General features: G+C 67.6%; 24 protein-coding genes. 19 read left to right on the plus strand and 5 right to left on the minus strand.

Features of this window, described 5'->3' with window-relative positions:
* Positions 1-97 precede the first annotated feature (97 nt).
* Entirely contained in the window at positions 98-802 is a 705-nt protein-coding gene (locus LXT13_RS13215; RefSeq protein ID WP_233372395.1) for an alpha/beta hydrolase family protein, read from the minus strand.
* A 129-nt stretch (positions 803-931) separates the two neighbouring features.
* Here LXT13_RS13215 and alaC point away from each other — a divergent pair, with 129 nt between their 5' ends.
* The 4 genes from alaC to LXT13_RS28485 all read left to right on the plus strand — a co-directional run bounded on the left by alaC (position 932) and on the right by LXT13_RS28485 (position 3,382).
* Positions 932-2,152, plus strand: coding sequence for an alanine transaminase (gene alaC, locus LXT13_RS13220; protein ID WP_233372396.1), 1,221 nt, complete (start codon positions 932-934; stop codon positions 2,150-2,152).
* Between the two features lie 460 nt (positions 2,153-2,612).
* Positions 2,613-2,918 (plus strand): type II toxin-antitoxin system Phd/YefM family antitoxin, encoded by a 306-nt coding sequence (locus tag LXT13_RS13225; protein WP_233372397.1) that lies wholly within the window; start codon positions 2,613-2,615, stop codon positions 2,916-2,918.
* A gap of 7 nt (positions 2,919-2,925) precedes the next feature.
* A complete protein-coding gene (locus LXT13_RS28480; RefSeq protein WP_255719472.1) occupies positions 2,926-3,183 on the plus strand; it encodes a PIN domain-containing protein in 258 nt (85 codons plus the stop codon).
* Positions 3,167-3,382, plus strand: coding sequence for a PIN domain-containing protein (locus tag LXT13_RS28485; protein WP_255719473.1), 216 nt, complete (start codon positions 3,167-3,169; stop codon positions 3,380-3,382). Before LXT13_RS28480 ends, LXT13_RS28485 begins: the two co-directional genes overlap by 17 nt.
* Positions 3,383-3,884: 502 nt before the next feature.
* Here the strand turns inward: LXT13_RS28485 and LXT13_RS28975 are convergent.
* Positions 3,885-4,400, minus strand: coding sequence for a DUF6933 domain-containing protein (locus LXT13_RS28975; protein WP_419964674.1), 516 nt, complete (start codon positions 4,398-4,400; stop codon positions 3,885-3,887).
* A gap of 377 nt (positions 4,401-4,777) precedes the next feature.
* Between LXT13_RS28975 and LXT13_RS13240 the strand changes: the two genes are divergently transcribed.
* Positions 4,778-5,407: an HAD-IA family hydrolase gene (locus LXT13_RS13240; RefSeq protein ID WP_233372399.1), complete on the plus strand. Its 630-nt coding sequence runs from the start codon at positions 4,778-4,780 to the stop codon at positions 5,405-5,407.
* Between the two features lie 164 nt (positions 5,408-5,571).
* Here the strand turns inward: LXT13_RS13240 and LXT13_RS13245 are convergent, their stop codons facing one another.
* On the minus strand, positions 5,572-6,171 hold the full coding sequence (locus tag LXT13_RS13245; RefSeq protein ID WP_233372400.1) for a chalcone isomerase family protein: 600 nt from the start codon (positions 6,169-6,171) through the stop codon (positions 5,572-5,574).
* A gap of 273 nt (positions 6,172-6,444) precedes the next feature.
* Between LXT13_RS13245 and trpE the strand changes: the two genes are divergently transcribed.
* Positions 6,445-7,932, plus strand: coding sequence for an anthranilate synthase component I (trpE, locus tag LXT13_RS13250; protein ID WP_233372401.1), 1,488 nt, complete (start codon positions 6,445-6,447; stop codon positions 7,930-7,932).
* Between the two features lie 28 nt (positions 7,933-7,960).
* On the opposite strand, the gene LXT13_RS28680 is transcribed toward trpE, so the two are convergent.
* A complete protein-coding gene (locus tag LXT13_RS28680; protein WP_304622814.1) occupies positions 7,961-9,562 on the minus strand; it encodes a methyl-accepting chemotaxis protein in 1,602 nt (533 codons plus the stop codon).
* A gap of 410 nt (positions 9,563-9,972) precedes the next feature.
* On the opposite strand from LXT13_RS28680, the gene LXT13_RS13265 reads away from it, so the two are divergent.
* The 10 genes from LXT13_RS13265 to LXT13_RS13310 all read left to right on the plus strand — a co-directional run bounded on the left by LXT13_RS13265 (position 9,973) and on the right by LXT13_RS13310 (position 18,382).
* Complete coding sequence (locus tag LXT13_RS13265) at positions 9,973-11,493, plus strand: methyl-accepting chemotaxis protein (protein WP_233372402.1); 1,521 nt, start codon at positions 9,973-9,975, stop codon at positions 11,491-11,493.
* 64 nt (positions 11,494-11,557) lie between these two features.
* Positions 11,558-12,691, plus strand: coding sequence for a porin (locus LXT13_RS13270; protein WP_233372403.1), 1,134 nt, complete (start codon positions 11,558-11,560; stop codon positions 12,689-12,691).
* 14 nt (positions 12,692-12,705) lie between these two features.
* Positions 12,706-13,116, plus strand: coding sequence for a type 2 periplasmic-binding domain-containing protein (locus LXT13_RS13275; RefSeq protein ID WP_233372404.1), 411 nt, complete (start codon positions 12,706-12,708; stop codon positions 13,114-13,116).
* A gap of 316 nt (positions 13,117-13,432) precedes the next feature.
* On the plus strand, positions 13,433-14,017 hold the full coding sequence (locus tag LXT13_RS13280; RefSeq protein ID WP_233372405.1) for an anthranilate synthase component II: 585 nt from the start codon (positions 13,433-13,435) through the stop codon (positions 14,015-14,017).
* Positions 14,014-15,060, plus strand: a complete 1,047-nt coding sequence (gene ltaE / locus LXT13_RS13285; RefSeq protein ID WP_349254837.1) for a low-specificity L-threonine aldolase — start codon at positions 14,014-14,016, stop codon at positions 15,058-15,060. Before LXT13_RS13280 ends, ltaE begins: the two co-directional genes overlap by 4 nt.
* 2 nt (positions 15,061-15,062) lie before the next feature.
* On the plus strand, positions 15,063-15,572 hold the full coding sequence (locus tag LXT13_RS13290) for a DinB family protein (RefSeq protein WP_233372406.1): 510 nt from the start codon (positions 15,063-15,065) through the stop codon (positions 15,570-15,572).
* A gap of 1 nt (position 15,573) precedes the next feature.
* Positions 15,574-16,611, plus strand: a complete 1,038-nt coding sequence (trpD, locus tag LXT13_RS13295) for an anthranilate phosphoribosyltransferase (RefSeq protein ID WP_233372407.1) — start codon at positions 15,574-15,576, stop codon at positions 16,609-16,611.
* The gene (trpC, locus tag LXT13_RS13300; RefSeq protein WP_233372408.1) at positions 16,608-17,399 is read left to right on the plus strand and encodes an indole-3-glycerol phosphate synthase TrpC; all 792 of its coding nucleotides are present in this window, start codon (positions 16,608-16,610) and stop codon (positions 17,397-17,399) included. Before trpD ends, trpC begins: the two co-directional genes overlap by 4 nt.
* A gap of 7 nt (positions 17,400-17,406) precedes the next feature.
* Positions 17,407-18,093, plus strand: a complete 687-nt coding sequence (locus LXT13_RS13305; RefSeq protein WP_233372409.1) for a uracil-DNA glycosylase — start codon at positions 17,407-17,409, stop codon at positions 18,091-18,093.
* 139 nt (positions 18,094-18,232) lie between these two features.
* Positions 18,233-18,382 (plus strand): hypothetical protein, encoded by a 150-nt coding sequence (locus LXT13_RS13310; protein WP_233372410.1) that lies wholly within the window; start codon positions 18,233-18,235, stop codon positions 18,380-18,382.
* Here LXT13_RS13310 and LXT13_RS13315 read toward each other — a convergent pair.
* On the minus strand, positions 18,379-19,314 hold the full coding sequence (locus LXT13_RS13315; RefSeq protein WP_233372411.1) for a LysR family transcriptional regulator: 936 nt from the start codon (positions 19,312-19,314) through the stop codon (positions 18,379-18,381). The genes LXT13_RS13310 and LXT13_RS13315 overlap by 4 nt on opposite strands.
* A 109-nt stretch (positions 19,315-19,423) precedes the next feature.
* On the opposite strand from LXT13_RS13315, the gene LXT13_RS13320 reads away from it, so the two are divergent.
* The 3 genes from LXT13_RS13320 to LXT13_RS13330 all read left to right on the plus strand — a co-directional run bounded on the left by LXT13_RS13320 (position 19,424) and on the right by LXT13_RS13330 (position 24,774).
* On the plus strand, positions 19,424-20,209 hold the full coding sequence (locus LXT13_RS13320; protein WP_233372412.1) for an alpha/beta hydrolase: 786 nt from the start codon (positions 19,424-19,426) through the stop codon (positions 20,207-20,209).
* 24 nt (positions 20,210-20,233) lie between these two features.
* On the plus strand, positions 20,234-21,460 hold the full coding sequence (locus LXT13_RS13325; RefSeq protein WP_233372413.1) for an efflux RND transporter periplasmic adaptor subunit: 1,227 nt from the start codon (positions 20,234-20,236) through the stop codon (positions 21,458-21,460).
* Positions 21,461-21,540: 80 nt separating this feature from the next.
* Entirely contained in the window at positions 21,541-24,774 is a 3,234-nt protein-coding gene (locus LXT13_RS13330; protein ID WP_233372414.1) for an efflux RND transporter permease subunit, read from the plus strand.

Below are 24,774 nucleotides of genomic sequence, written 5' to 3' on the forward strand. Positions count from 1 at the left end.
TGGGGTCTGCTACCCGGCGCACCGACGCCTACCGGGACGGGACTCTCACCCGTTGGACATGCGCAGCATGCAGCAGCTCCTCCTCGCCCCGCGGGGTTCAGCTGAGCCTTTGCTTCGTGACGCACCATCGCGCGATTCTAGGAAGCCATGACGCGAGGCCCGACGCTAGCGACTGCACGACCTGCGCGTCGTTGCGTCCGCTGCGGGCCCGCACGTGGAAGGCATGGTCTGCGTCGTCCTCCAGCTGCAGCGTGGCCTTCGCGCCCAAGCCGGCGACGACGCCACGCAACAGAGCGAGGTCTGCCAGCTCGTCGCGCGTGCCCTGCAGGAACAATATCGGCACGTCGACGTCGGCCAGATGCGCTGCGCGCTCGACGCCCGGCTTGCCCGCCGGGTGCAGCGGGAAGCCGACGAACACGAGGCCGTGCACGCCGGGCATCGCCTCAGCGGCCTGGGCCTGCGACGTCATGCGGCCGCCAAAGGACTTGCCGCCGGCGAGCAGCGGCACATCGGGCAGGCAGCGGTGCGCCTCGGCCACCGCGGCCCGCACGGCAGCGTGCGCGACCGCCGGGGAGTCAGGGCGCTTCGAGCCACGCTCCATGTAGGGGAACTGGTAGCGCAGCGTCGCAATCGACTGCGCGGACAATGCCTGCGACAGCGCATCCATGAAGCTGTGCTGCATTCCCGCGCCAGCCCCATGCGCGAACACGTAGACCGCATGCGGCCGCGGCGGCTGCCACCAGAGGGCGGACACCACAGTGGCGGCATCGACGGTCAGTGAGAAGGGCTTCGGCGCGTTCATGGCAAGCGGCAACGGTGCTGCAGGGACCGCAGCTTAGGGCCTCGCGCCGCTGCGCTAGAGTCGACTCCGGTGCGGCGCCACGCCGCCCACGTCGCTCGGACGGTTCCGGGCGCTCACGTGACATTGCCAATGACTTCTCCCTCTTCCGCCTCCGGCGGCAAGCGCCGTTTCGCGCGCATCGACCGGCTCCCGCCCTACGTCTTCAACATCACGGCCGAGCTCAAGCTCGCGGCCCGCCGACGGGGCGAAGACATCATCGACATGAGCATGGGCAACCCCGACGGGGCGACGCCGCCGCACATCGTCGCCAAACTCAACGAGGTCTCGCAACGGCCTGACACCCACGGCTACTCGGCCAGCAAGGGCATTCCGCGGCTGCGCCGCGCGATTTCGCACTGGTACCAGCGCCGCTACGGCGTCGACATCAACCCCGACACGGAGGCCATCGTCACCATCGGCTCCAAGGAAGGCCTGGCCCACCTGATGCTGGCCACCCTGGACCGCGGCGACACCGTGCTGGTGCCCGACCCCAGCTACCCCATCCACATCTACGGCGCGGTCATCGCCGGGGCGGACATCCGCGCCATCCCGGTCAGCAGCGAGGTGGACTTCTTCGCCGAGCTGGAGCGCACCATCCGCGGCAGCTACCCCAAGCCCAAGATGATGGTGTTCGGCTTCCCATCCAACCCGACGGCGCAATGCGTGGACCTCGGCTTCTTCGAGCGCGTCGTGGGGCTGGCGAAGAAGCACGACATCCTCGTCGTACACGACCTGGCCTATGCCGACATCGTGTTCGACGGCTACGTGGCGCCGTCCATCATGCAGGTGCCCGGTGCCAAGGACGTGGCGGTCGAGTTCTTCACGCTGAGCAAGAGCTACAACATGGCCGGCTGGCGCGTGGGATTCATGGTCGGCAACCCCGACCTCGTCGCCGCGCTGGCCCGCATCAAGAGCTATCACGACTACGGCACTTTCACGCCGCTGCAGGTCGCAGCCATCGCCGCGCTGGAGGGCGACCAGCAGTGCGTGAAGGACATCGCCGCCAGCTATCAGCGCCGCCGCGACGTGCTCTACAAGGGCCTCATCGAAGCCGGCTGGATGGTCGACTGCCCGAAGGCCAGCATGTACATCTGGGCACCCATCCCGGAGCCCTACCGCGAGCTCGGCTCGCTGGAGTTCGCACGCCAGCTGCTGGAGAAGGCCAAGGTCTGCGTGTCGCCCGGCATCGGTTTCGGCGACCACGGCGACGGCCATGTGCGCTTCGCGCTCATCGAGAACGAGTCGCGCATCCGCCAGGCGGTGCGCGGCATCAAGGCGATGTTCAAGGCCGACGGCATGGTGCCCCCATGACAATGCCGCTGGTTCGATGAATAGAGTTCACTCAAGCCGACCGCGCTCATAGGAGAGCACGGTGTTTGGACACTGGACTCCGGGGGCGAATAGTTCAAGAACTAGTTGTCTTGACGGGTGCAACGCCCCACTCGCAAAACAACAGAGTCCAAAAGCTTGAGTCAGATCCCAATTCTTCTGAAAGGGTCGCTCTATTCAGCGCCGGCGTTCAGCTAGCCGCATCGAGCACAGTGTCCCTGTCAGCGTGCTGTCGCTACTGGAGGCAAGGCCCATCCAACCAACCCAGCTACGGTCAGCTTACGAGATCGCCAGGCAAGACCCGGTCTCGGCCATTTGCGGTCGCTCACGACAGGCAGCTACGAGACGGCTCACGTCGCTTGACCGTCCCGCGAGCCAGGCTCCATCCCTCCCCTTGCTCTTGTGTACACATTGATCACAATACCCAGCACGCAAGATGCTCATGGAGTTCAACATGGAAAGCGCAAGGGTCGGCATTCGTGAGTTTCGCGCGGGGCTTGCCGAGTTCATCGCGTCAGACACACCTGTTGCGGTTACCCGGCATGGCCAAACGGTGGGCTACTTCATCCCGACACACGGCCAGTCCGAAGCCGATGTCGTCGCGCTGAAGAAGGCAGCAGCCGAGCTGGATCGCATCTTGGCTGCCAGGGCGATCGACGTCGGCGAGGTTGCATCGGAGTTCAAGGCTGCGCGTAAGGCAGGCTCAAAGCAGCAGAGCAAGACTGTCGTTCGTTCGAAGCTTGCGTGATCAGGCGATGAGGCAGCGCGCTATCGTCCTCGATGCAAACATCTTGATCCGCGCTGTTCTGGGGCAGCGTGTGCGCGAGCTGATCGTGGGGTCTCTGGCTGACGTGAGCTTTTTTGCTCCGGACACCGCCTTCGACGAAGCGCGCAAGTACCTCCCAGGATTGTTGGAGAAGCGAGGTGTCGACGGCGTGGCTGCCCTCGCCACGCTCGATGCACTTGAGTCCGTGGTACGCCCGCTGGACATCAGAGATGTACCGGTCATTTGAGCAGCGCGCCCTCTCACGCATAGGGGAACGCGATGCCGACGACTGGCCAGCTCTGGCCTGTGCATTGATGTTGGGTTGCCCCGTTTGGACCGAAGACGCCGACTTCTTCGGCACGGGTGTGGCCACCTGGACGACCAGCCGGGTCAAGTTGTACTTGTCACCTGACGAGTCTCCCTCGCCCGAAGAGTCTGCAGGGTGAGATCGATGGGCCGATACGTAGGCTGGGGCCTAGGGTTGCTGGCCAGGACGGCGCATCGGAACCCATGTCAGGCACCCTGAGGCCGCCGGCGCCGGGCGGAGTCGTTGTGCTTTGGGAGCGGTGATGCCGCAAGAGGTACTCCCAAGATCGAACGTCGAGACCGACCGACTGCAAGCGGGCGCCGAATTCCGCAGTTTCTAGGTCCGCTCAGCGTCGACTTGTGCCGGTCGCGGTGAACGGGAGCAGCCGTTCGCTCCGGCGCATTCGATGTGCCGCGGCCGAGTGGCCGGTGTCTGTGGTTGAGCTGACGGTCGAGGTGGTCAGCGATCTATGACCGGTGTTTGCGGGCGCCGTCGTTCACGTCCTGCGCCGCGAATGACTCTGACCAGCCTCCTGCTGCCACCCGACCAATTTCAGCTTTGGGCACTAAGCAGCCGCAGTGGTCGCTTGAGCATTCGGCAACAACTCGCCGCGGCTTGCCACCCGCTTCAAGGTGAAGCGGTCATCGGCCGATGACCGCCTGCAGTGCCCGGTGCGCAGCGAACGCCGCGAGTGTGGCCTGGTCGGGAGCGCCGTAGTCGATGACCTTCAGTGGCGTCTTGGCCAACCAGAGCGATTGCGCCAGCAGTGTTCGATCCGGGAAATCGAGCAGCCCGACTTGAAGCTGAAATGCCAAGTCGTTGAGCGACCCCAGGACGCTACGGTTCGCCGTCTTTCCAACGGCCCAATGTTGCATGGCGCCGCGCTCGGCAGTCGTATCGTCCGCTGGAACGCCGATGGCGGTGAGCATCGGCTCCAGGGCCTCGCAGAGTCGCTGAACGAGGGCTCGACCATCCCGTGCCGGCACGACTACGGGCAGCAAACTCCGCTCGCTGACAGCGAGCACCACCTGGATTCGGCCTACGCGGATCAGATTGGCGTACCAGTCGCCCAGGACAGTATCCGCCGGAGCTGGATCTGAATCAGGCGTGGCGTTGAGACGGTCGAGGAGCTTCTGAGTGCAGCGAAGGACAAACACAATGCGGAGCCTGGGAGGCAAGTGTCAAGTATCGAGCCTGGCCAATGTTCGCTATCGGCAGTAGTGCGGTCGTACGTCGCCCGGGACATCGAATGCCCGGTGACGAGCGTCGCCGCCACTCAGGACTTCAACATCGAGTGACTCAGTTCAGCCTGGTGCTGCCATAGCCAGCGACCTGCTGTTCCGCTCGATTCGCATGCCGACAACGCCGACATGAAGGGTGCGAAGATCCCCATGGTGCCTACTACAGGTCAAACGCCTTCGCTGATTTTTGAACTCTATTCGCGGTGGGGTGGGACGAAGCGGACAGATTTTTTGAACTCTATTTCTGACTTTTGAACTCTATTAACTCGCACCAGCCGTCGCTGCAGGCATGCATGCTCGACCTGGACGGCACGCTGGTTCACACGCTGGGCGATTTCGTCGCGGCGCTGGGCTGCATGCTCGACGAACTGGGCCTGCCCGCCGTCACGTCCGGCTTCATCGAACGTACCGTGGGCCGCGGCGGCGAGCACCTGGTGCGCTCGACACTCGCCGAGGCGGGCGGCCCCGCCGAGCTGTTTGGCCACGCGTGGCCGCTTTACCAGCGCATCTATGCTGGCCTCAACGGCGCCCATGCAACGGTCTACCCCGGGGTTGTCGAGGGGTTGGAAGCGCTGCGCTTTCGCGGCGTCCCGCTCGCCGTGCTGACGAACAAGCCCGCCGCGCCGGCGGCCGAGCTGCTGCGTCGCAAGGGGTTGGACGGCTTCTTCACGCACGTGTTCGGCGGCGACAGCTTCGAGCGCAAGAAGCCCGACCCGCTGCCCCTGCTGAAAACCTGCGAGGCGCTAGGCACGCCACCGTCAGCGACGTGGATGGTGGGCGATTCGCGCAACGATGCCGAGGCCGCGCACGCCGCCGGCTGCCCGCTGGTGCTCGTGACCTACGGCTACAACCATGGCGAGGACATCCGCGCCGTGCCGGCCTGGCGCCATGTCACCCGGCTGGACGACATCACGTTCTTCTGACAAGGCGTTGGAGCGCCTGCACGGGCCTAGCGCCGGGCCGCTCCCAAGCCGACCCGTTCTGGCGATGTGCTTGCGGCAGGATGCCGGAAAGCATCGCCGTCCCCTTGGGAACCGACCAGATTCGCCCGCGTTCAGAGATCCGAGTGTGGGCGAGGGCCTTCGATTCAACGGCGCCGTTCGCGCTTGACGCCCAGCAGCGCGTCCTTCAGCGAATCGTCGGCCGGCTTGTCGCCCAGCCAGATGCGCAGCAGCGCCGAGAAGAACTCCGGCTCCTTGATCGGCTCGGCCAGCACCGACTTGCCATTGACCAGCAGCGTCGAGCCGACGCCGGGCACATAGTCGACGGCGAAGTTGTCGCCGCTGCTGAGCTGCTTGCGGCTGGCGAACACCTCGCTGAGCTTGAGCACGCCATTGATGCTCTTGGCGAACTCGTCGCGCGACACGTTGGCCTCGATACCCTTCGTGAACAGCGCGCCGAGCTCGTTGCCATCGATGTCGCGCAGCATGTGGATCTGGATGCGCTTCGGGCCACGCGCTGCCAGCACCTCCTGGGTCGAGCCAGCGCGGGCCGTCAGGTACAGCCCCGCCGTGTAGACCTTGACGACGAACTTGTAGCGGATGCCGGCCCCGTTGAGCTGCAGCTTCTGACCGGCCAGCTCAGCCGTTGTCTCGTACTTCACATTGGCCACTTCGACCGTATCGGCCAGGGCCACCCCGCCCAGGCCGGTCGCAGCCAGCAGGGCCGCGAGGATGAATGCGCGCATGACTCGCTCCGTTGTTCTGCCGCGATGGCGGCGTCTTCGTGCGGCGAAGTATCGTGCCGGTCCGCGCAGACCCCGCTGATACACTGATCCGACCATGTTCATCACGCGCAAGCACATCACAGGGTCGAGCGACCGGGGAGCCTGGCCCTGGCGTCCCTGGGCCACCGCTGTCTGATGCCGCTTGGCGCGCCCTGACGCGCTTCTCATCGCGTTGCCGGTTCTCCACCGGGCTGCACGCCAAGCCCTGAAGTCTTTCTTTCAAGGTTTGACGCCGTGATCACCGAACTCGAATTCCAGAGCCTCGCTTCCGAGGGCTACAACCGCATCCCGCTGATCAGCGAGGCCTTTGCGGATCTCGAAACCCCGCTGTCCCTCTACCTCAAGCTCTGCGCCGGCAGCGGTCAGGGCCGAAACAGCTTCCTGCTGGAGTCCGTCGTCGGCGGCGAGCGCTTCGGGCGCTACTCCTTCATCGGCCTGCCCTGCCGCACGCTGGTGCGCGCCACCGGCACGCGCTGCGAGGTCGTCACCGACGGCGTCGTTGTCGAGACGCACGACGGCAACCCGCTGGACTTCATCGCCGCCTTCCAGGACCGCATCAAGCCGAAGATCCCCGCCGGCCTGCCGCGCTTCTGCGGCGGCCTGGCCGGCTACTTCGGCTACGAGGCCGTGCGCTCCATTGAGAAGCGCCTGGCCAATACCAAGAAGGACGGCGGCCTCGGCACGCCCGACATCCAGTTGCTGCTCAGCGAAGAGGTCGCCGTCATCGACAACCTGTCGGGGCGCCTGTATCTCATCGTCTGGGCCGACCCGCGTCAGCCCGAGGCCTATTTCCGCGCGACCAAGCGGCTGACGCAGCTGCGCGACAAGCTGCATTACTCGGTCAGCGTGCCGCGCGTGCTGCGTAGCGAATCGCACGCCGTGCAGCGCGAGTTTTCCAAGGCCGAGCTGATGGCCGCCGTCGAGCGCGCCAAGGAGTACATCGCCGCAGGCGACCTGATGCAGGTCGTCATCGGTCAGCGCCTGGCCAAGCCCTTCAAGGCCGAGCCGATTTCGCTGTATCGCGCGCTGCGGGCGCTGAACCCCAGCCCCTACATGTACTTCTACGACTTCGGCGACTTCCAGGTCGTCGGCGCCAGCCCCGAGATCCTGGTGCGCGAGGAGCATGCAGGCGATGGATCGCGCAAGGCGACGATCCGGCCGCTGGCGGGCACCCGCCCGCGCGGCAGCACGCCCGAACGCGACCAGCAGCTGGAAGCCGAGCTGAAGGCCGATCCCAAGGAGCGCGCCGAGCACCTGATGCTGATCGACCTGGCGCGCAACGACATCGGCCGTATCGCCCGCACGGGCAGCGTGCAGGTGACCCAGGCCTTCGACGTGGAGCGCTATTCGCACGTGATGCACATCGTCAGCAACGTCGAGGGCGTGCTGCGGCCCGAGGTCGGCCAGCTCGATGTGCTGAAGGCCACCTTCCCGGCCGGCACGCTCAGCGGCGCACCCAAGGTGCGCGCGATGGAGCTCATCGACGAGCTGGAGCCCGTGCAGCGCGGCATCTACGGCGGCGCCTGCGGCTACCTGAGCTTTGCCGGCGACATGGACCTGGCCATCACCATCCGCACCGGCATCGTCAAGAACGGCATGCTCTACGTGCAGGCGGCCGCCGGCATCGTGGCGGACTCGGTGCCCGAACTGGAATGGCAGGAGACCGAGGCCAAGGCGCGCGCGCTGCTGCGGGCAGCGGAGCTGGTCGAAGAAGGCTTCTGAGCCAGTCTTTGAAGCGGGGAGCCCCGCCTCAGCTCAGCGCATCGGCACTTCGATGCGGCTGGGCCTGCAACGCCGGCAGCCTGAAGGTCGCCACCGCCTCCACGAGCTGCTGAGCCTGGCCTTTCAGGCTCTCGGCGGCCGCGGCGCTTTCCTCGACGAGCGCTGCGTTCTGCTGGGTCACCTGATCCATCTGGCTGACGGCTTCTCCGACCTGCGAAATGCCCGAGCTCTGCTCGACGCTGGCGGCCGTGATCTCGCCCACGATGTCGCTGACGCGGCGGATCGAGTCCACGATCTCTCCCATCGTCTTGCCGGCCTGGTCCACCAGCAGCGCGCCCTGTTCGACCTGATCCACGCTGCGGCCGATCAACGTCTTGATCTCCTTGGCCGCCTCGGCGCTGCGCCTGGCCAGCGTGCGCACCTCGCCGGCCACGACGGCAAAGCCGCGCCCCTGTTCGCCGGCACGCGCCGCCTCGACGGCCGCGTTCAACGCCAGGATGTTGGTCTGGAACGCAATGCCGTCGATGACACCGATGATGTCGCCGATCCTGCGGCTGCTGTCGCTGATGCCCTGCATCGTGTCCACGACCCGGCCGACCACCTGCCCGCCCTGGGCCGCCACCACCGACGCCCCCTGGGCCAGTTGGTTGGCCTGCTTGGCGCTCTCGGCGTTGTGGCGCACGGTCGCGCTGAGCTCCTCCATCGTCGCGGCCGTCTGCTGCAGCGCGCTGGCCTGCTCTTCGGTGCGCTGACTCAGGTCGTGATTTCCCAGCGCAATCTGTGACGACGCCGACGCCACCGACTCGCTGCTCTCCCGGACGCGCGACACCGTTTCGACAAAGGACTCGTGCATCCGCTGGAGCGCCGCAAACAGCGAACTCGTGTCACCCGGCTTGACGGGAATGGCTCCCGTCAGGTCGCCGCCGGCAATGCGCTGGGCTTCGCTGCGTGCGGTCGCGGGCTCGCCACCGAGGTCGCTCAGCAGCGACCGGGCGATCAGGTACGCCGCCGACAACGACAGCACCAGCACCACCGCGGCAACGCCGATCGTGGCGACGATCGTCTGGGCGGCCCGATCCTTCGCGACCGCGCTGTTCGCGAGCATCAGCTCCTGCTGGAACTCGACCATGTTCTCGATCGCGCCAAAGAGCGCGTCCTGCTTGGCCCGGACTTCGCCGAGCATGTACCGGGCAGCATCTTCCCAATGGCCAGCGTGCAGCAACCGGACGGTCTCAAGCCGCGCCTTGCCATATTCGGCCCGGGCGTCGGACATCGCCTTGAACAACTGCGTTCCCTTGGGCGTATTGACGATTGCCCGGAGCTTGTCCATGCGCTCGTTGTTGGACTCGACCTGCTGGTCCATCCGCGCCAGGAACTCACCGGCCTCGGACGTCTTGCCAACACTCGTCGCGACGATGGCGTTGCGCAGCATGCGCGCCTGGGCGTTCACCGTGTCATAGATGTCGCGCGAGATGTCGATCTTCGGGTAGCGATCGTCAACGACCTGCACGATGGCGGCCTTGACGTCCGACATCTGGACCCAGGCCACGCACGCGAAGGCCAGGATGAGCACCGAGATCAGGCCAAAGCCGAGGGTCAGTCGCCGGGCGACTGTCAGATTCTTGAACATGGACCTTGTTTTCTTCAGGCCACGCGCGCGGCGCGACCATCCCGTGCAGAGACGGTCGCTTGCGCGACTTGGCGATGCCACCTGGTACGGTGGCGGGCAGGAGTGATTGCGCAGGCCCGTCCTCCAGGTCGGCGCGTGTCCACGCGCGCGCCTCGGCGTCCGCACAACCGCACAGTTTGTGGCTCACATGACAACGCGGTCAATGCGCAGCGCGGTCACAGCGACGTTCTGCGTGCCGCTCTTCACGCGAGGCGACAGTTATGCAAACGGTTGCCGTATCCGCCCGATGCGCCAATTAGTGCGCACACCGACGGTGCAGTTCGCCTTGGCGCGTGAAGGAGCTTCCTAGAATTTTTCACTCACCCGACGGGGCCCATCGAGCCTCCGGGATGGCGAGGAATGTCCCCCGTATGAAACGCCTTTTGTGGATGCTGCCGCTCCTGGCCATCGCGCTCGGAGCCGTCACCAGCTACGTCTACTCCAGCGCCACCAACAACCTGCTCGAAGACCTGGGCCGCAGCGACTCACCGGCGCTCAGCCGCGTGCAGGCGCTCGCCTTCGACCTGACCAGCGTGGCCGACGGCTTCAAGAGTGCCGCCGCGGCAGCCGACGCCTCCGCGCTGGACGCCGTGGACGAGAAGGTCAAGCGCCTGCGCTCCGGCCTGAAGGCCTATGGCGACGTGCCGGGCCGCGCCGAGGAGGCTGCCAGGCTGTCCACCGCCTTCGAGGCCTACCAGCAGACGGCCAGCAAGGTCACGCGCCTCATCATCGCCGGCAAGGCCGACGAGTTGGGGGACGCCCCGTCCGCCATGCAGGCCGCGTTCACGACACTGGACAAGGACCTCGCCACGCAGAAGGCCCAGACCCAGGCCGCGCTGGACGCGCACATCGAGCAGACGCAGGCGCTGGTGCACCGGGGCTTCGCGGCCAACATCGCTGCGTCGCTGCTGATGCTCGCGCTGTCGGTCGGCGTCTCGATCGCCGCGGTGCGCGAGCTGACTCGCCAGCTCGGCGGGCGGCCGGAAGACGCCACGCACATCGTGCAGCGCATCGCCGGCGGCGATCTCAGCGAACCGGTGCAGCTGAAGACCCAGGACGAGCGCAGCCTGCTGTTCTCCATGCGCAGCATGCAGGAGCGGCTGTCCGAGGTCATCGGCGAGGTCCGCGACGCGGTGCACCAGGTGCATGACGCCGTAGGTGCCCTTGGGAAGGGCAATGAGGTGCTGTCCGAGCGCTCGGAGCGCCAGCGCCAGAGCCTGCACGCGAGCGCGTCCAGCATCGACCAGTTGACCGCCTCGGTTCGCAGCAACGCCGACAGCGCCGAACAGGCCCGCCTGCTGGCCCACCGCGCCAGCACCGTCGCCGACGAAGGCGGCCGTGCCGTGGCCGACGCCGTGGACGCCATGGCCGCGATCTCGGACCGCGCCCGCAAGATCGTCGAGATCACGTCGCTGATCGACGGCATCGCCTTCCAGACCAACATCCTGGCGCTGAATGCGGCCGTCGAGGCCGCGCGTGCGGGCGAACAGGGCCGAGGCTTCAACGTCGTGGCCGGCGAAGTGCGCTCGCTGGCCCAGCGCGCCAGCGCCGCGGCCAAGGACATCAAGACGTTGATCGACGATTCAGCCAGTCGCATCGAGGACGGCTCACGCCATGTCAATGCGGCTGGGGCGGTGATGAGCAATCTCGTCGAGTCCGTCAAGCAGGTCGGCCACCACGTGGAGCAGATTTCCACGGCCTCCTCCGAGCAGCGATCGGGCATCGAACACGTCAACGCGATGGTGGCCGAACTCAGTGGTCACACCGAGGACAACCACAAGCTCGTCGCCGAGGCCGGTCAGGCCTCGCAGCTGCTGCAGCAGGTGGCCGCACAGCTGGGCGTGGCCGTTGGCCGCTTCCGGCTGGACGACACCGCGCCGAACCGCAGCTGACACCACGCGCCACGCCGGTGGCGCGACCTTCCTCCCCGCTACCTTTCTCTTCAGGGACTCTCCCATGACCTCTTCGCAGCAGCGCCTGGCGCTGGTCGGCGTGCTGGCGGCCGCCCTGGCCGCCCCGGCCCGGGCCGACGACGCTCTCCAGATCTCCGGCTTTGCCTCCCTCGTGGCCGGCAAGGTGCTCTCAGGCGACCGCACCGAGCCCTTCTTCCGCTATGACTGCCCCTGCTTCATCGCCGACTACGGCCATGGTGCGCTTTACAGCGAACGCTGGCAGGTCAAGCAGGAGAGCAAGGTCGGCATTCAGGGCACCTACACCTTTACGCCCAAACTCTCCGCCACCGCGCAGGTCGTCGGCCGCGGCGTGGACGGCGTCAAGGCCAGCCTGGAGTGGGCCTATCTCTCCTACGACGTGAACGACAGCTGGACCGTGCAACTGGGCCGCAAGCGGCTGCCGATCTACTACTACTCCGACTTCCAGGACGTCGGCTTCGCCTACACCTGGGTGCGCCCGCCGGCCGACCTCTACGGCTGGGAGATCGTCAACTACAACGGCGCCAACGCCACCTACCGCGGCGACTGGGGCGGCTGGGCAGCCAAGGCCAACGTCTTCTTCGGCCGCGAGAACAGCCGCGACAACCTGATGCAGCGCATCTACTACGACACGCCGCAGAACGTGACGTGGAAGAACATCGTGGGCGGCGACCTGGTTCTCACGCGCGGCGTGTTGACCACGCGGGCCACCTACATCCAGTCCGATGTCCAGCAATGGGACCGCAGCTCCGGCGCGCGCGTCACGCCCGCGCCGGACAGCAGCAAGAGCGCCGAGAAGCAGCGCATCTACGGCCTGTCCGCCAATGTCGACTGGGACGACTGGCTGCTGCGCTCCGAGTACAGCGTGTTCGACCGCAGTGGCTACAGCTACCGCTCGCAGGCCTACATGCTTGGCGTGGGCCGCCGCTTCGGCGACTTCACGACGCTCGTCACGCGCACCAACTACCGCGAGCGCAACCGCTTCGCGCCCGATGGCCAGCAGCACGACAGCGGCTACTCCGCCACGCTGCGCTACGAGCTGAACAGCGCCACCGCCGTGAAGCTGCAGTGGGACCGCTTCCGCGACATGTCGGGCCCCGACCTGTCCTATGTCGGCAACTCGCGGTTGCTGTCCATGTCGCTAGACACCGTGTTCTGACGGAGCGACCGACCATGAAGCTCATTTCCTTCATCGCCACCGCCCTGCTGGCCTGCGCCAGCGTCGCCGCCATCGCCGACCCGGTGCTGGCCGTCAACGCGGCCAACAGCGCCCACATCGACGACGAGGCCGCCGCCAAGATCTTCCTGCGCCAGGTCAAGACCTTCCCGGACGGCGCACCGGCCAGCCCCGTCACGCAGAAGGACGGCCCGGTCACTGAAGCGTTCCGAACGCAGGTGCTGAAGAAGAACGGCTCACAGCTCAAGGCCTACTGGGCCCAGCAGGTGTTCACCGGCGGCGCCAAGCCGCCGCAGGAGCTGGACGGCGACGACGCCGTGCTGAAGTACGTGGCAGAGACGCCCGGCGGCATCGGCTACGTCGAGTCCGGCAAGACCCGGCCCGGCGTGCGCATCATCAAGCGCTGACGCCTGCCCGCCCCTTCACAGGCCGCCGCGACGCACCCGTCGCGCGCGGTCTGTGTCGCTTTGGCGGATGCAGCCTTGTGCGCAGCCGAAGCGCCGGCCCGCGCATGCCCCCTACAATCCGCGCCCATGCGCACTCAGCAGCACTCGGAACCGCAACTGGCCTGGCGCCAGCGTTGGTGGCGCTAGCCGCCAGACGACACTGCACGCCCGCAGCGCCCGAGCCCCGTCGGGCCACCTCGCGCGGGCTTCCGAGGGGATCTTCCGGCGCGGCCTCGCAGCCCTGCCGGACCGACCAAGTTCTCAAGCTGGAGCTTCCATGCTGCTGATGATCGACAACTACGACAGCTTCACGTTCAACATCGTCCAGTACCTCGGTGAACTGGGCGCAGACGTGAAGGTGGCCCGCAACGACGAGATCACCGTCGCCGAGATGGCGGCGCTGAACCCCGATCACATCGTCTTCTCCCCCGGCCCCTGCACGCCCAACGAAGCCGGCGTCTGCGTGGAGGCCATCCAGCACTTCCTCGGCAAGAAGCCGCTGCTGGGCGTCTGCCTGGGCCACCAGTCCATGGGCCAGGCACTGGGCGGCAACATCATTCGCGCACAGCGCCAGATGCACGGCAAGGCCAGCACGATCACGACGGACCAGCGCGGCGTCTACACCGGCCTGCCCAAGGACTTCTCCGTCATCCGTTACCACTCCCTCGTCATCGAGGAGGCGACCTGCCCGGCGGCGCTGGAGATTACGTCGCGCAGCGAGGACGGCGAAATCATGGGCGTGCGCCACCGCGAGCTGGCCGGCACCGCCACGCCGTGCGAGGGCGTGCAGTTCCACCCCGAGTCCATCCTCAGCGAGCATGGGCACGCGATGCTGCGCAACTTCCTGGAGCTCCGGCCGTGACTGACTACGCCCCGTCTTCCGGCGGTGGCGGAGAAGCCATCGTCGACCTGCGCAGCGACACGGTCACCCGGCCGACGCCGGCCATGCGCGCGGCCATCGCGGCGGCCGCGGTCGGGGATGACGTCTTCGGCGACGACCCCACCGTCAATGCTTTGCAGGAGCGCGTCGCGGCGCTGCTGGGCAAGGATGCCGCCCTCTTCATGAGCAGCGGCACGCAGAGCAATCTCTGCGGCCTGCTGGCGCATTGCGGGCGCGGTGACGAGTACATCGTCGGCCAGCTCGCCCACACCTACCGCTACGAAGGCGGTGGCGCGGCGGTGCTGGGCAGCATCCAGCCGCAGCCGCTGCCCAACCAGCCCGACGGCACGCTGAAGCTGGAGGACATCGCGGCGGCCATCAAGCCCGACGACCCGCACTTCGCACGCACGCGGCTGTTGGCGCTGGAGAACACCTGGAACGGCAACGTGCTGCCGGGCACCTACGTGGCCGACGCCTGCGAGCTGGCTCGTTCGCGCGGCCTGGCCACACACCTCGACGGCGCGCGGCTGTTCAACGCGGCGGTGGCGTCGGGCCGCACAGTGGCAGAGCTGGCTCGCCCTTTCGACTCCGTCTCCCTCTGCTTCAGCAAGGGCCTGGGCGCCCCCATTGGCTCCATGCTCGTCGGCTCGAAGGCGCTGATTGCCCGCGCCCACCGCGTCCGGAAGATGGTGGGCGGCGGCCTGCGCCAGGTGGGCCTGCTGGCCGCCGCGGCCGACCACGCACTGACCCACCACGTCGAGCGCCTCGCCGACGACCACGCGCTGGCCCGCAGGCTTGCTGAAGGGCTGACCGCGCTGCCGGGTGTCACCGTCACGCCACCGCAAACGAATATCGTCTTCGCGCAGGTCAGTGACGGCCGCGGGCCGGCGCTGCTGGAACACCTGAAATCGCGCGGCGTGCTGGCCACCGGCCTCATCGGCCTGCGCTTCGTGACCCACCTCGATGTCGATGCCCCCGGCATCGACCACGCCATTGCGGCTGCACGCGAGTTCCTGAAGGGCTGACCATGTCCACATCCACGCTGCTGATCTCGCTCTTCGAGCAGAAGGCCGCCATCGACCGCGAGTTCCTCGCTTCGCTGGCCGACGCCCCGCTGTCGCCCGAGAACCGCCACAGCGCGATCCGCACGCTCAACCACATCCACACGGTGGACCGCATCTTTGCGGCCCACCTGAGCGGCGAGCCCCACGGCCTCAAAGCCACCAACACCGAGGCCACGCCGACGCTGCCGGATCTGCGTGCGTCGTTCGAGCAGCTTGACGGCTGGTATGTCAACTACGTCCGCGGCCTGGCGCCTGAACAGTTCGAGGACGTGGTCAGCTTCCGCTTCACCGACGGTGACACCGGCCGCATGAGCCGCGAGGAAATCCTCGCTCACGTCATCCACCACGGCAGCCACCACCGTGGCAACGTCGGCATGCTGATGAAGCAGGCCGACCAGCCGCCGCCGCGCGACCTGTTCACCCGTTACCTCCATCAGAACGAGCCCGAGCGCCGCTCTGCCACCAAGGTCTGACATGCCGATCACCGACACCGAAGCCCTGACCCGCGTCATCGAGCACCGGGAGATCTTCCACGACGAGATGCTGACGCTGATGCGCCGCATCATGGCCGGCGAGATGTCGCCCGTCATGGCCGCTGCGCTGCTGACCGGCCTGCGCGTGAAGAAGGAAACCATCGGCGAGATCACAGCCGCCGCGCAGGTCATGCGCGAGCTGAGCAACAAGGTGCCGCTGGCACCGCAGCCGCACCTCGTCGACGTCGTCGGCACGGGCGGCGACGGCGCGCACAGCTTCAACATCTCGACCTGCTCGATGTTCGTCGCCGCGGCCGCGGGCGCGCAGGTGGCCAAGCACGGCAACCGCAGCGTCAGCAGCAAGACCGGCAGCGCCGACGTGCTGGAGGCGCTGGGCGCCAACATCCAGCTGACGCCGCGCCAAGTGGCGGCCTCCGTCGCCGAGTGCGACATCGGCTTCATGTTCGCGCCCAACCACCACCCGGCGATGAAGAACATCGCCCCGGTGCGCCGCGAGCTGGGCGTGCGGACCATCTTCAACATCCTGGGCCCGCTTACCAACCCCGCCGGCGCGCCCAACATCCTGATGGGTGTGTTCCACCCCGACCTCGTCGGCATCCAGGTACGCGTGCTGCAGCGCCTGGGCGCCGAGCACGCGCTGGTCGTCTACGGCAAGGACGGTATGGACGAGATCTCGCTCGGCGCGACGACGCTGGTCGGCGAGCTGAAGGACGGCGCCGTGCGCGAGTACGAAGTGCATCCCGAGGACTTCGGCTTCCAGATGGCCAGCAACCGCAGCTTGAAGGTGGAAGGCCCGGAGCAGTCGCGCCAGATGCTGCTGGGCGTGCTGGACGGCCACACCGGCCCGGCGCGCGACATCGTGCTGCTGAACGCCGGCGCGACGCTTTATGCGGCCAACGTGACGGCCAGCATCGCCGAAGGCATCGCCCGCGCCCGGCAGGCGCTGGACAGCGGCGCGGCGCGGGCCAAGCTGGACAGCTTCGTCAAGGTGACGCAGGGCCTCGGGGGCAAGGCATGAGTGACATCCTGAAGAAGATCGTCGAGGTCAAGTGGGAAGAGGTTGCCACGGCCAAGTTGAAGCGCTCACTGGCCTCGCAGCGTGAGGAAGCCGAAGCCCGCCGAGGCGAGCAACTGGGCTTCGAGCGCTCGCTGCGCGCCAGCATCGCGGCGGGCCATGCAGGGGTCATCGCCGAGATCAAGAAGGCCAGCCCGAGCAAGGGCGTGATCCGCGAGGACTTCAAGCCCGCCGAAATCGCCGAGACCTACGCGCGTAACGGCGCCTCCTGCCTGTCCGTGCTAACTGACGAGCGCTTCTTCCAGGGTTCCATCGCCTACCTGCGCCAGGCCCGCGCTGCATGCGAGCTGCCGGTGCTGCGCAAGGACTTCATGGTCGACGAATACCAGGTCATGGAAGCCGGCGCTATCGGCGCGGACTGCATCCTGCTGATCGCCGCCTGCCTGGCCGATTCGCAGATGGCCGACCTCGAAGCCACCGCCCATGCCATCGGCCTGGACGTGCTGGTGGAAGTCCACGACGGCGACGAGCTGGACCGCGCGCTGAAGCTGAAGACGCCGCTGCTGGGCATCAACAACCGCAACCTGCGCACCTTCGACGTGACGCTGGACACGACGCTCTCGCTGCTGCCACGCGTGCCGGCCGACCGGCTGCTGGTCACCGAAAGCGGCATCCTCGGCGCCGCCGACGTGAAGCGCATGCGCGACGCCAACGTGAACGCCTTCCTCGTCGGCGAGACGTTCATGCGCGCGCCGGACCCCGGCGCGGCGCTGGCCCAGCTGTTCGGCTGAAGCGGCCATGCAGTTGCCGCTGGAGATCCCCGACACCGACTGGCGCCCCGTCGTCGAGGCCTGGGCGGCGTCGCCCGCAGGCCAACGCTTGCAGGCCTTTCTCGAAGAACGCGTCGCCGCGGGCGCAACGATCTATCCGCCCGAGCCGCTGCGCGCATTGCGCCTCACGCCGCTGGCCCACACGCGCGTCGTCATCCTGGGGCAGGACCCCTACCACGGCCCGGGCCAGGCCGAGGGCCTGTCTTTCAGCGTGCCGGAGGGCGTGCCCTTCCCGCCCAGTCTGCGCAACATCTTCAAGGAGATCCAGCGCGACCTCGGCAAGCCCTTCCCGCCCAATGGCAGCCTCGTACGCTGGGCCGAGGGCGGCACCTTGCTGCTCAACGCCGTGCTGACCGTGGAGGACGGCCAGCCGGCCAGCCACGCGAACCGCGGCTGGGAGGCGTTGACGGACGCCCTCATCCAGGCCGCGGCCAAGGACCCGGCCCCGAAGGTCTTCATGCTCTGGGGCAGCTACGCCCAGGCCAAGGCGCCGCTGATTGACGCGGCGCGACAAGACCACCTCGTGCTGAAGGCCAACCACCCGTCGCCTCTGTCGGCGCTGAAGCCGCCACGGCCCTTCATCGGCTGCGGGCATTTCTCGGAAGCGAAGGCCTGGCTGGAAGAGCGCGGCCGGGGCACACCGCGCAAGGCCTGAGCGGCGACGCATCGCGGCGATTGTTCCGCCGCGAGCAACTCGCCGTTCTATTCAGCCCTCTTTTTCCGGCGGGCTGCAATTCCTACAGTGGCACCCTGTCGGCAATTCCACATCCCGTGGGGCCGGCCAGGAGGTAGCCATGAACAACACCACCCGCTCGCTTTTCACGCTGATCACCGCCGCCACGGCCGTCGTGGCGCTGGCGGCGGGCATGTTGCTGGCGATCAATGCACCTGCACCCGAATTCGGCGATGCGGTCGCCACCAGCGCGCCGGCCGGCGAGGCTTAACTCAGCCCGCAGCGGATCTTCATCCCCGCCGTCGACGACTGACCGAGCAGCTCGACGACCCAGTCCACGAACACGCGCAGCTTGCTGCTGAGGTGGCGGTTGGGCGGGTAGACCACGTGCACGGGGATGGGATCGGTCTGCCAGTCGTCGAGGATGCGCACCAGTTCGCCGCTTTTGATCAGCGGCGCGGCCATGAAGCAGGTCAGCTGCATGGCGCCGAGGTGCGCCAGCCCTGCCTTCAGATAACCGCTCGCGTCGTTGACGGCGATGCAGTGGTTACCCGCCACCTCCACCACCTCGCCATCACGGCGGAAGGTGTCACCCATCAGCTTGCCGTTGCGCGCCGAGAAGTAACCCACCATGCGGTGCGGCGCCTGACCCAGTTCCAGCGGGTGTGCAGGGTTGCCGTGGCGGCGCAGGTACTCGGGAGTCGCGCAGGTCACGAAATGGAACTCGCCGATGCGCCGCGCCACGAGGCTCTGGTCGGTCAGCTCGCCGCCGCGGATGACGCAGTCGACGTTGTCGCTGATGAGGTCCACCGGCCGGTCGCTGACGCCCAGCTCGATCTGGATGTCGGGGTACTTCGCATAGAAGTCCGGCAGGTGCGGAATGATCATGTCCCGCCCGACAACGCCCGGCACGTCGATGCGGATGCGACCACGCGGCGTCACGCGGGCCTGGCTCATGCTGCCTTCCAGCTCCTCCAGGTCGGACAGCAGCCGCATCGCGCGCTCGTAGTAGGCCGCCCCATCCGGCGTGACGGTCACGCGGCGCGTCGTGCGGTTCAGCAGCTTGGTGCGCAGGTGAGACTCCAGCGTCTGGATGAGCCGCGTCACGGTGGCCTTGGGGAGATCCAGCGAGTCGGCGGCCTTCGTGAAGGTGCCGGCCTCTACGACCCGGACATAGGCTTGCATCGCAGAGAGTCGGTCCATGGCGTGTCAGGTCGATGGGCTGGAATGCGCAGATTGTTCCACGACAAGGAAAAGTGAGTCATTGCGCGGGGTGTTTATCTCAAAGGCATGAATGCCTATCTTTCGCCCCATGGACAACACCGCTTCCCCCACCACGTTGCGCTTGGGCCCAGCACCCGGCGTCGTGGCGCAGGTCACCCCGGCGCGGCGGCCGCTGGACGGCGATGCGCGCGCATTGCTGCTGTGGCTGCACGGCGGCCGGTTCACGGATGGTTCGCTGCAGACCAGCCGAGAACGCAGCGAGTGGCTGGCAGAAGCCGGTGCCGACGTCGTCGCGCTGGACTACCCACTCGCGCCGGAACACCCGTTCCCGGCCGGCCTCAGTGCGGCTTTCGAGGCGCTGCAGGCGCTTGCCGCCAAACCGGTCAAGCTGACGGGCTCGGTGCACACCGCGCTGTTCGTGGCCGGCGAGGAGGCCGGCGGCAACATCGCCGCGGCACTGGCGCTGATGGCGCGGGACCAGCGCGCGCCGGCGCTGGCCGGTCAGTTGCTGATCTCGCCGATGCTGGACCCGCACCTGGGCAGCGCGTCGATGCGCGAAGGCGAATGCGGCGGCTGCGAGTGCCTCTACTCCAAAGGCTGGAAGGCCTATCTCGGCAGCACCACGCGCGCCGACCATCCCTATGCCGTGCCGCTGGCCGCCAGCCGCCTCGCGGGCTTGGCGCCGGCGCTGGTGCTGGGCGTCGCCGGCCATCCGCTGAACGATGAATCGCGCCGCTACGCGACAGCGCTGCGAGAGCACGGCAGCGCCGCGCGGGAGCTGACGCTGGCCGCCCTGACGCCGGCTGAAGCCATCGCCCCCATCCACGAATTCCTGCGCGAGGCGGCCCGCCGCGCGCTGTCGCTTCCTGCCTGATCCATCCCTCGGAGAGAAATCGAAATGTCGTCCACCCCTCGTTTCCATCGCCCGACGCGCCGCATCGCGCTCGTCGCCAGCGCTGCTGCCCTGGTCGCCATTGGCGCCGTGGGCCTCGGCCAGTTCGGCACCCATGCCGCGCAGGCGCAGAACGCGCCTGGCGCACCGCCGGCCACGCCCGTGTCCGTCGCCCAGGTCGTCAGCCAGGACGTCTCGGCCTGGAACGAGTTCTCCGGTCGCCTGGAGGCCGTAGACCGCGTCGACGTGCGCGCCCGCGTGTCCGGCGCGGTGCAGGCCGTGCATTTCCGCGAGGGCAGCCTCGTGAAGGCAGGCGACCTGCTGGTGACCATCGACCCCGCGCCCTACCAGGCCGAGGTTGCACGTCTGGAAGCGCAGTTGGCCGCCGCGCAGGCCCGAGTGAGCTACTCGCAAAGCGAGGCACAGCGCGCCAAGTCGCTGCTGGAAGACCGCGCCGTCGCCCGCCGCGAGTTCGACGAAAAAGACAACGCTGCCCGCGAGGCCGCCGCCAACCTGCGCGCCGCCCAGGCAGCGTTGCAAGCGGCACAACTGAACCTCGGCTACACGCAGGTGCGTGCGCCGGTAGCCGGCCGCGTCGGCAAGATCGAGGTGACGACGGGCAACCTCGTCGCCGCCGGTGCCGGTGCGCCCGTGCTGACGACGCTGGTGTCCGTCAGCCCCATCTACGCGAGCTTCGACGCCGACGAGAAGATCGTGCGCGAGGCACTGGCGTCGCTGCCCGGCGGCGCAGCGGAACGCAAGGGGCTCGAGCGCATCCCGGTCGAGATGCTGGCAGGGAGCGACAAAGCCACGACAGGCCGGCTGCAGCTGGTGGACAACCAGGTCGACGCGCGCAGCGGCACGTTGCGCGTGCGGGCGGTCTTCGACAACAAGGACGGCAGCCTGATGCCCGGCCAGTTCGCCAAGCTGCGCATGGGCCAGGCGAAGAACGAACCGGCGCTGCTCGTCAACGAGCGCGCCGTCGGCACCGACCAGGACAAGCGCTTCGTCATCGTCGTCGGCCAGGGCAACCAGGCCGAGTGGCGGCCAGTGACGTTGGGCGCCAGCGTGAACGGTCTGCGCGTCGTCACGAGCGGCCTGAAGGCCGGCGAGCGCGTCGTCGTCGGCGGCGTGCAGCGCGTGCGGCCGGGCTCGGTCCTCGCGCCCAAGGACGTCGCGATGGACGCCAAGCCCGAATTGGCCGCACAGCAAGCCAGCGCCAAGACTTCCTGATCTAGCCCACCCCTCACCACAAGCCCCGTCTTGCGGGCCGGTCCAGCCGGCCTGCGGGGCGTGTGTTGCCTGGAGCACCCATGAATCTCTCCAAATTCTTCATCGACCGCCCGATCTTCGCGGGCGTGCTGTCGCTGCTGATCTTCATCGGCGGCCTGCTGTCGATCCGCGCGCTGCCGATCTCGGAATACCCCGACGTCGTCCCGCCGTCCGTCGTTGTGCGCGCGCAATACCCCGGCGCCAATCCGAAGGTCATCGCCGAGACGGTGGCAACACCGCTCGAAGAGGCCATCAACGGCGTCGAGGACATGCTCTACATGAGCAGCCAGGCGACGACGGACGGCCTGTTGACGCTGACCGTCAGCTTCAAGCTCGGCACCGACCCCGACAAGGCCCAGCAGCTGGTGCAGAACCGCGTGTCGCAAGCCGAAGCGCGCCTGCCCGAGGAGGTCAAGCGCCTGGGCGTGACGACGGTCAAGAGCAGCCCCGACCTGACGATGGTCGTGCACCTGACCTCGCCCAACGGCCGCTACGACATGACCTATCTGCGCAACTACGCGCTGCTGAACGTCAAGGACCGCCTCGCGCGCATCCCCGGCGTGGGCCAGGTGCTGATGTTCGGGTCGGGCGACTACGCGATGCGTGTGTGGCTGGACCCGCAGAAGGTGGCGGAACACGGCCTGTCGGCCAGTGACGTCGTGGCTGCCATCCGCGGGCAGAACGTGCAGGCCGCCGCCGGCGTGGTCGGCGCGTCGCCGGGGTTGCAAGGTATCGACCTGCAGCTCTCCGTCAACGCGCAGGGCCGCCTGCAGTCGGTCGAGGAGTTCGGCGACATCATCGTGAAGACCGGCGCGAACGGCGCCGTGACGAGGCTGCGAGACCTGGGGCGCGTTGAACTCGGCGCGTCCGAGTACGCACTGCGCTCGTTGCTCGACAACAAGCAGGCCGTCGCCGTGCCCATCTTCCAGGCCCCGGGCGGCAATGCGCTGGACATCTCCGCCAACGTGCGCGCGACGATGGAAGAGCTGAAGACCGCGATGCCCGAAGGCGTGGACTACACCATCGTCTATGACCCCACGCAGTTCGTCCGCGCGTCCATCGAGTCCGTCATCCACACGCTGCTCGAAGCTGTCGCGCTGGTCGTGCTGGTGGTCATCCTGTTCCTGCAGACCTGGCGCGCGTCCATCATCCCGCTGCTGGCCGTTCCGGTTTCCATCATCGGCACCTTCGCGGTGATGCACGGCTTCGGCTTCTCGATCAACGCGCTGAGCCTGTTCGGCCTGGTGCTCGCCATCGGCATCGTCGTGGACGACGCCATCGTTGTCGTGGAGAACGTCGAGCGCAACATCGAGGCGGGCCTGTCGCCGCGCGACGCGACTTACCAGGCGATGCGGGAAGTCTCAGGACCCATCATCGCGATCGCGCTGACGCTGATCTCGGTGTTCGTGCCGCTTGCGTTCATCACGGGCCTTACGGGCCAGTTCTACAAGCAGTTCGCGCTGACCATCGCCATCTCGACGGTGATCTCGGCGATCAATTCGCTGACGCTGTCGCCCGCGCTTGCCGCGCTGCTGCTGAAGGGCCATCACGCGCCCAAGGATGCGCTGACCCGCGGCATGGACCGTGTCCTGGGCGGCTTCTTCCGGCGCTTCAACCGACTGTTCACGCGCAGCTCCGAGAAGTACGGCAGCGGCGTGAAGACGCTGATGTCGCGCAAGGCTCTCATGATGGTCATCTACCTGGGCTTGGTGGCGGCCACGGCCGGCCTCTTCAAGGCCGTGCCCGGCGGCTTCGTGCCTGGGCAGGACAAGCAGTACCTGATCGGCTTCGCCCAGCTGCCCGACGGCGCCACGCTGGACCGCACCGAGGACGTCATCCGCCGCATGACCGACATCACGCTGAAGACGCCGGGTGTCGAGCACGCGGTGGCCTTCCCCGGGCTGTCGATCAACGGCTTCACGAACAGCGCCAGCTCCGGCATCGTGTTCGCGACGCTGAAGCCCTTCGACGAACGCAAGACCAAGGACCTGTCGGCCGGCGCCATCGCGGGCTCGCTGAACGCGCAGTACGGCCAGATCGAGGACGCCTTCATCGTCATGTTCCCGCCGCCACCCGTGCAGGGCCTGGGCACGACGGGCGGCTTCAAGCTGCAGTTGCAGGACCGCGGTGGCCTCGGTTACGAGGCGCTGGACGGGGCACTGAAGGCATTCATCGCGAAGGCGTCCAAGGCGCCGGAACTGGCCGGCCTGTTCTCGAGCTTCCAGGTCAACGTGCCGCAGCTGTTCGCCGACCTCGACCGTACGCGCGCCCGCCAGCTCGGCGTAGCCGTGACGGACGTGTTCGACACGATGCAGATCTACCTCGGCAGCCTGTACGTCAACGACTTCAACAAATTCGGCCGCACGTACTCCGTGCGCGTGCAGGCGGACGCGCCGTTCCGCGCCCGGGCCGAGGACATCGGCGCGCTGAAGGTGCGCTCGTCCAGCGGCGAGATGGTGCCGCTGTCGGCGCTGATGAAGGTCAACCCCAGCTTCGGCCCCGAGCGCGCGCTGCGCTACAACGGCTACCTGTCCGCCGACATCAACGGCGGCGCCGCGCCCGGCTTCTCGTCGGGCCAGGCTCAGGCCGCCGTGGAGCGCATCGCCGCCGAGACGCTGCCCCCGGGCATCGGCTACGAGTGGACCGACCTGACCTACCAGGAAAAGATCGCCGGCAACTCGGGCGCGTGGGTGTTCCCGCTGGCCATCCTGCTGGTGTTCCTGGTGCTGGCTGCACAGTACGAGAGCCTGTCGCTGCCGCTGGCCATCCTGCTTATCGTGCCGATGGGGCTGCTCGCCGCGATGACCGGCGTGTGGTTGAGCCACGGCGACAACAACGTGTTCACGCAGATCGGGCTCATCGTGCTTGTGGGCCTGTCGGCCAAGAACGCGATTCTGATCGTCGAGTTCGCACGTGAGCTGGAGTTCGCCGGCCGCACGCCGGTGCAGGCCGCGCTGGAAGCGGCACGGCTGCGACTGCGGCCCATCCTGATGACGTCGATGGCCTTCGTCATGGGCGTGCTGCCGCTGGTGCTGAGCACCGGCGCCGGCGCCGAGATGCGCAAGGCGATGGGCGTGGCGGTGTTCGCCGGAATGATCGGCGTGACGCTGTTCGGCCTGTTCCTGACGCCGCTGTTCTACGTCATCGTGCGCCGCCTCACCGGCAACGCACCGCTGCGCCACCACGGCGGCCAGGTCGCCGCGCCGACGGCGCATGCCGGACCCACGCCGCACGTCGCGCCCGTCGTCGACGCCCTCCCGCAACGAGGCAAGTGA

Source organism: Pelomonas cellulosilytica, assembly GCF_021353265.1.
GTDB classification, from domain to species: domain Bacteria; phylum Pseudomonadota; class Gammaproteobacteria; order Burkholderiales; family Burkholderiaceae_C; genus Pelomonas; species Pelomonas cellulosilytica.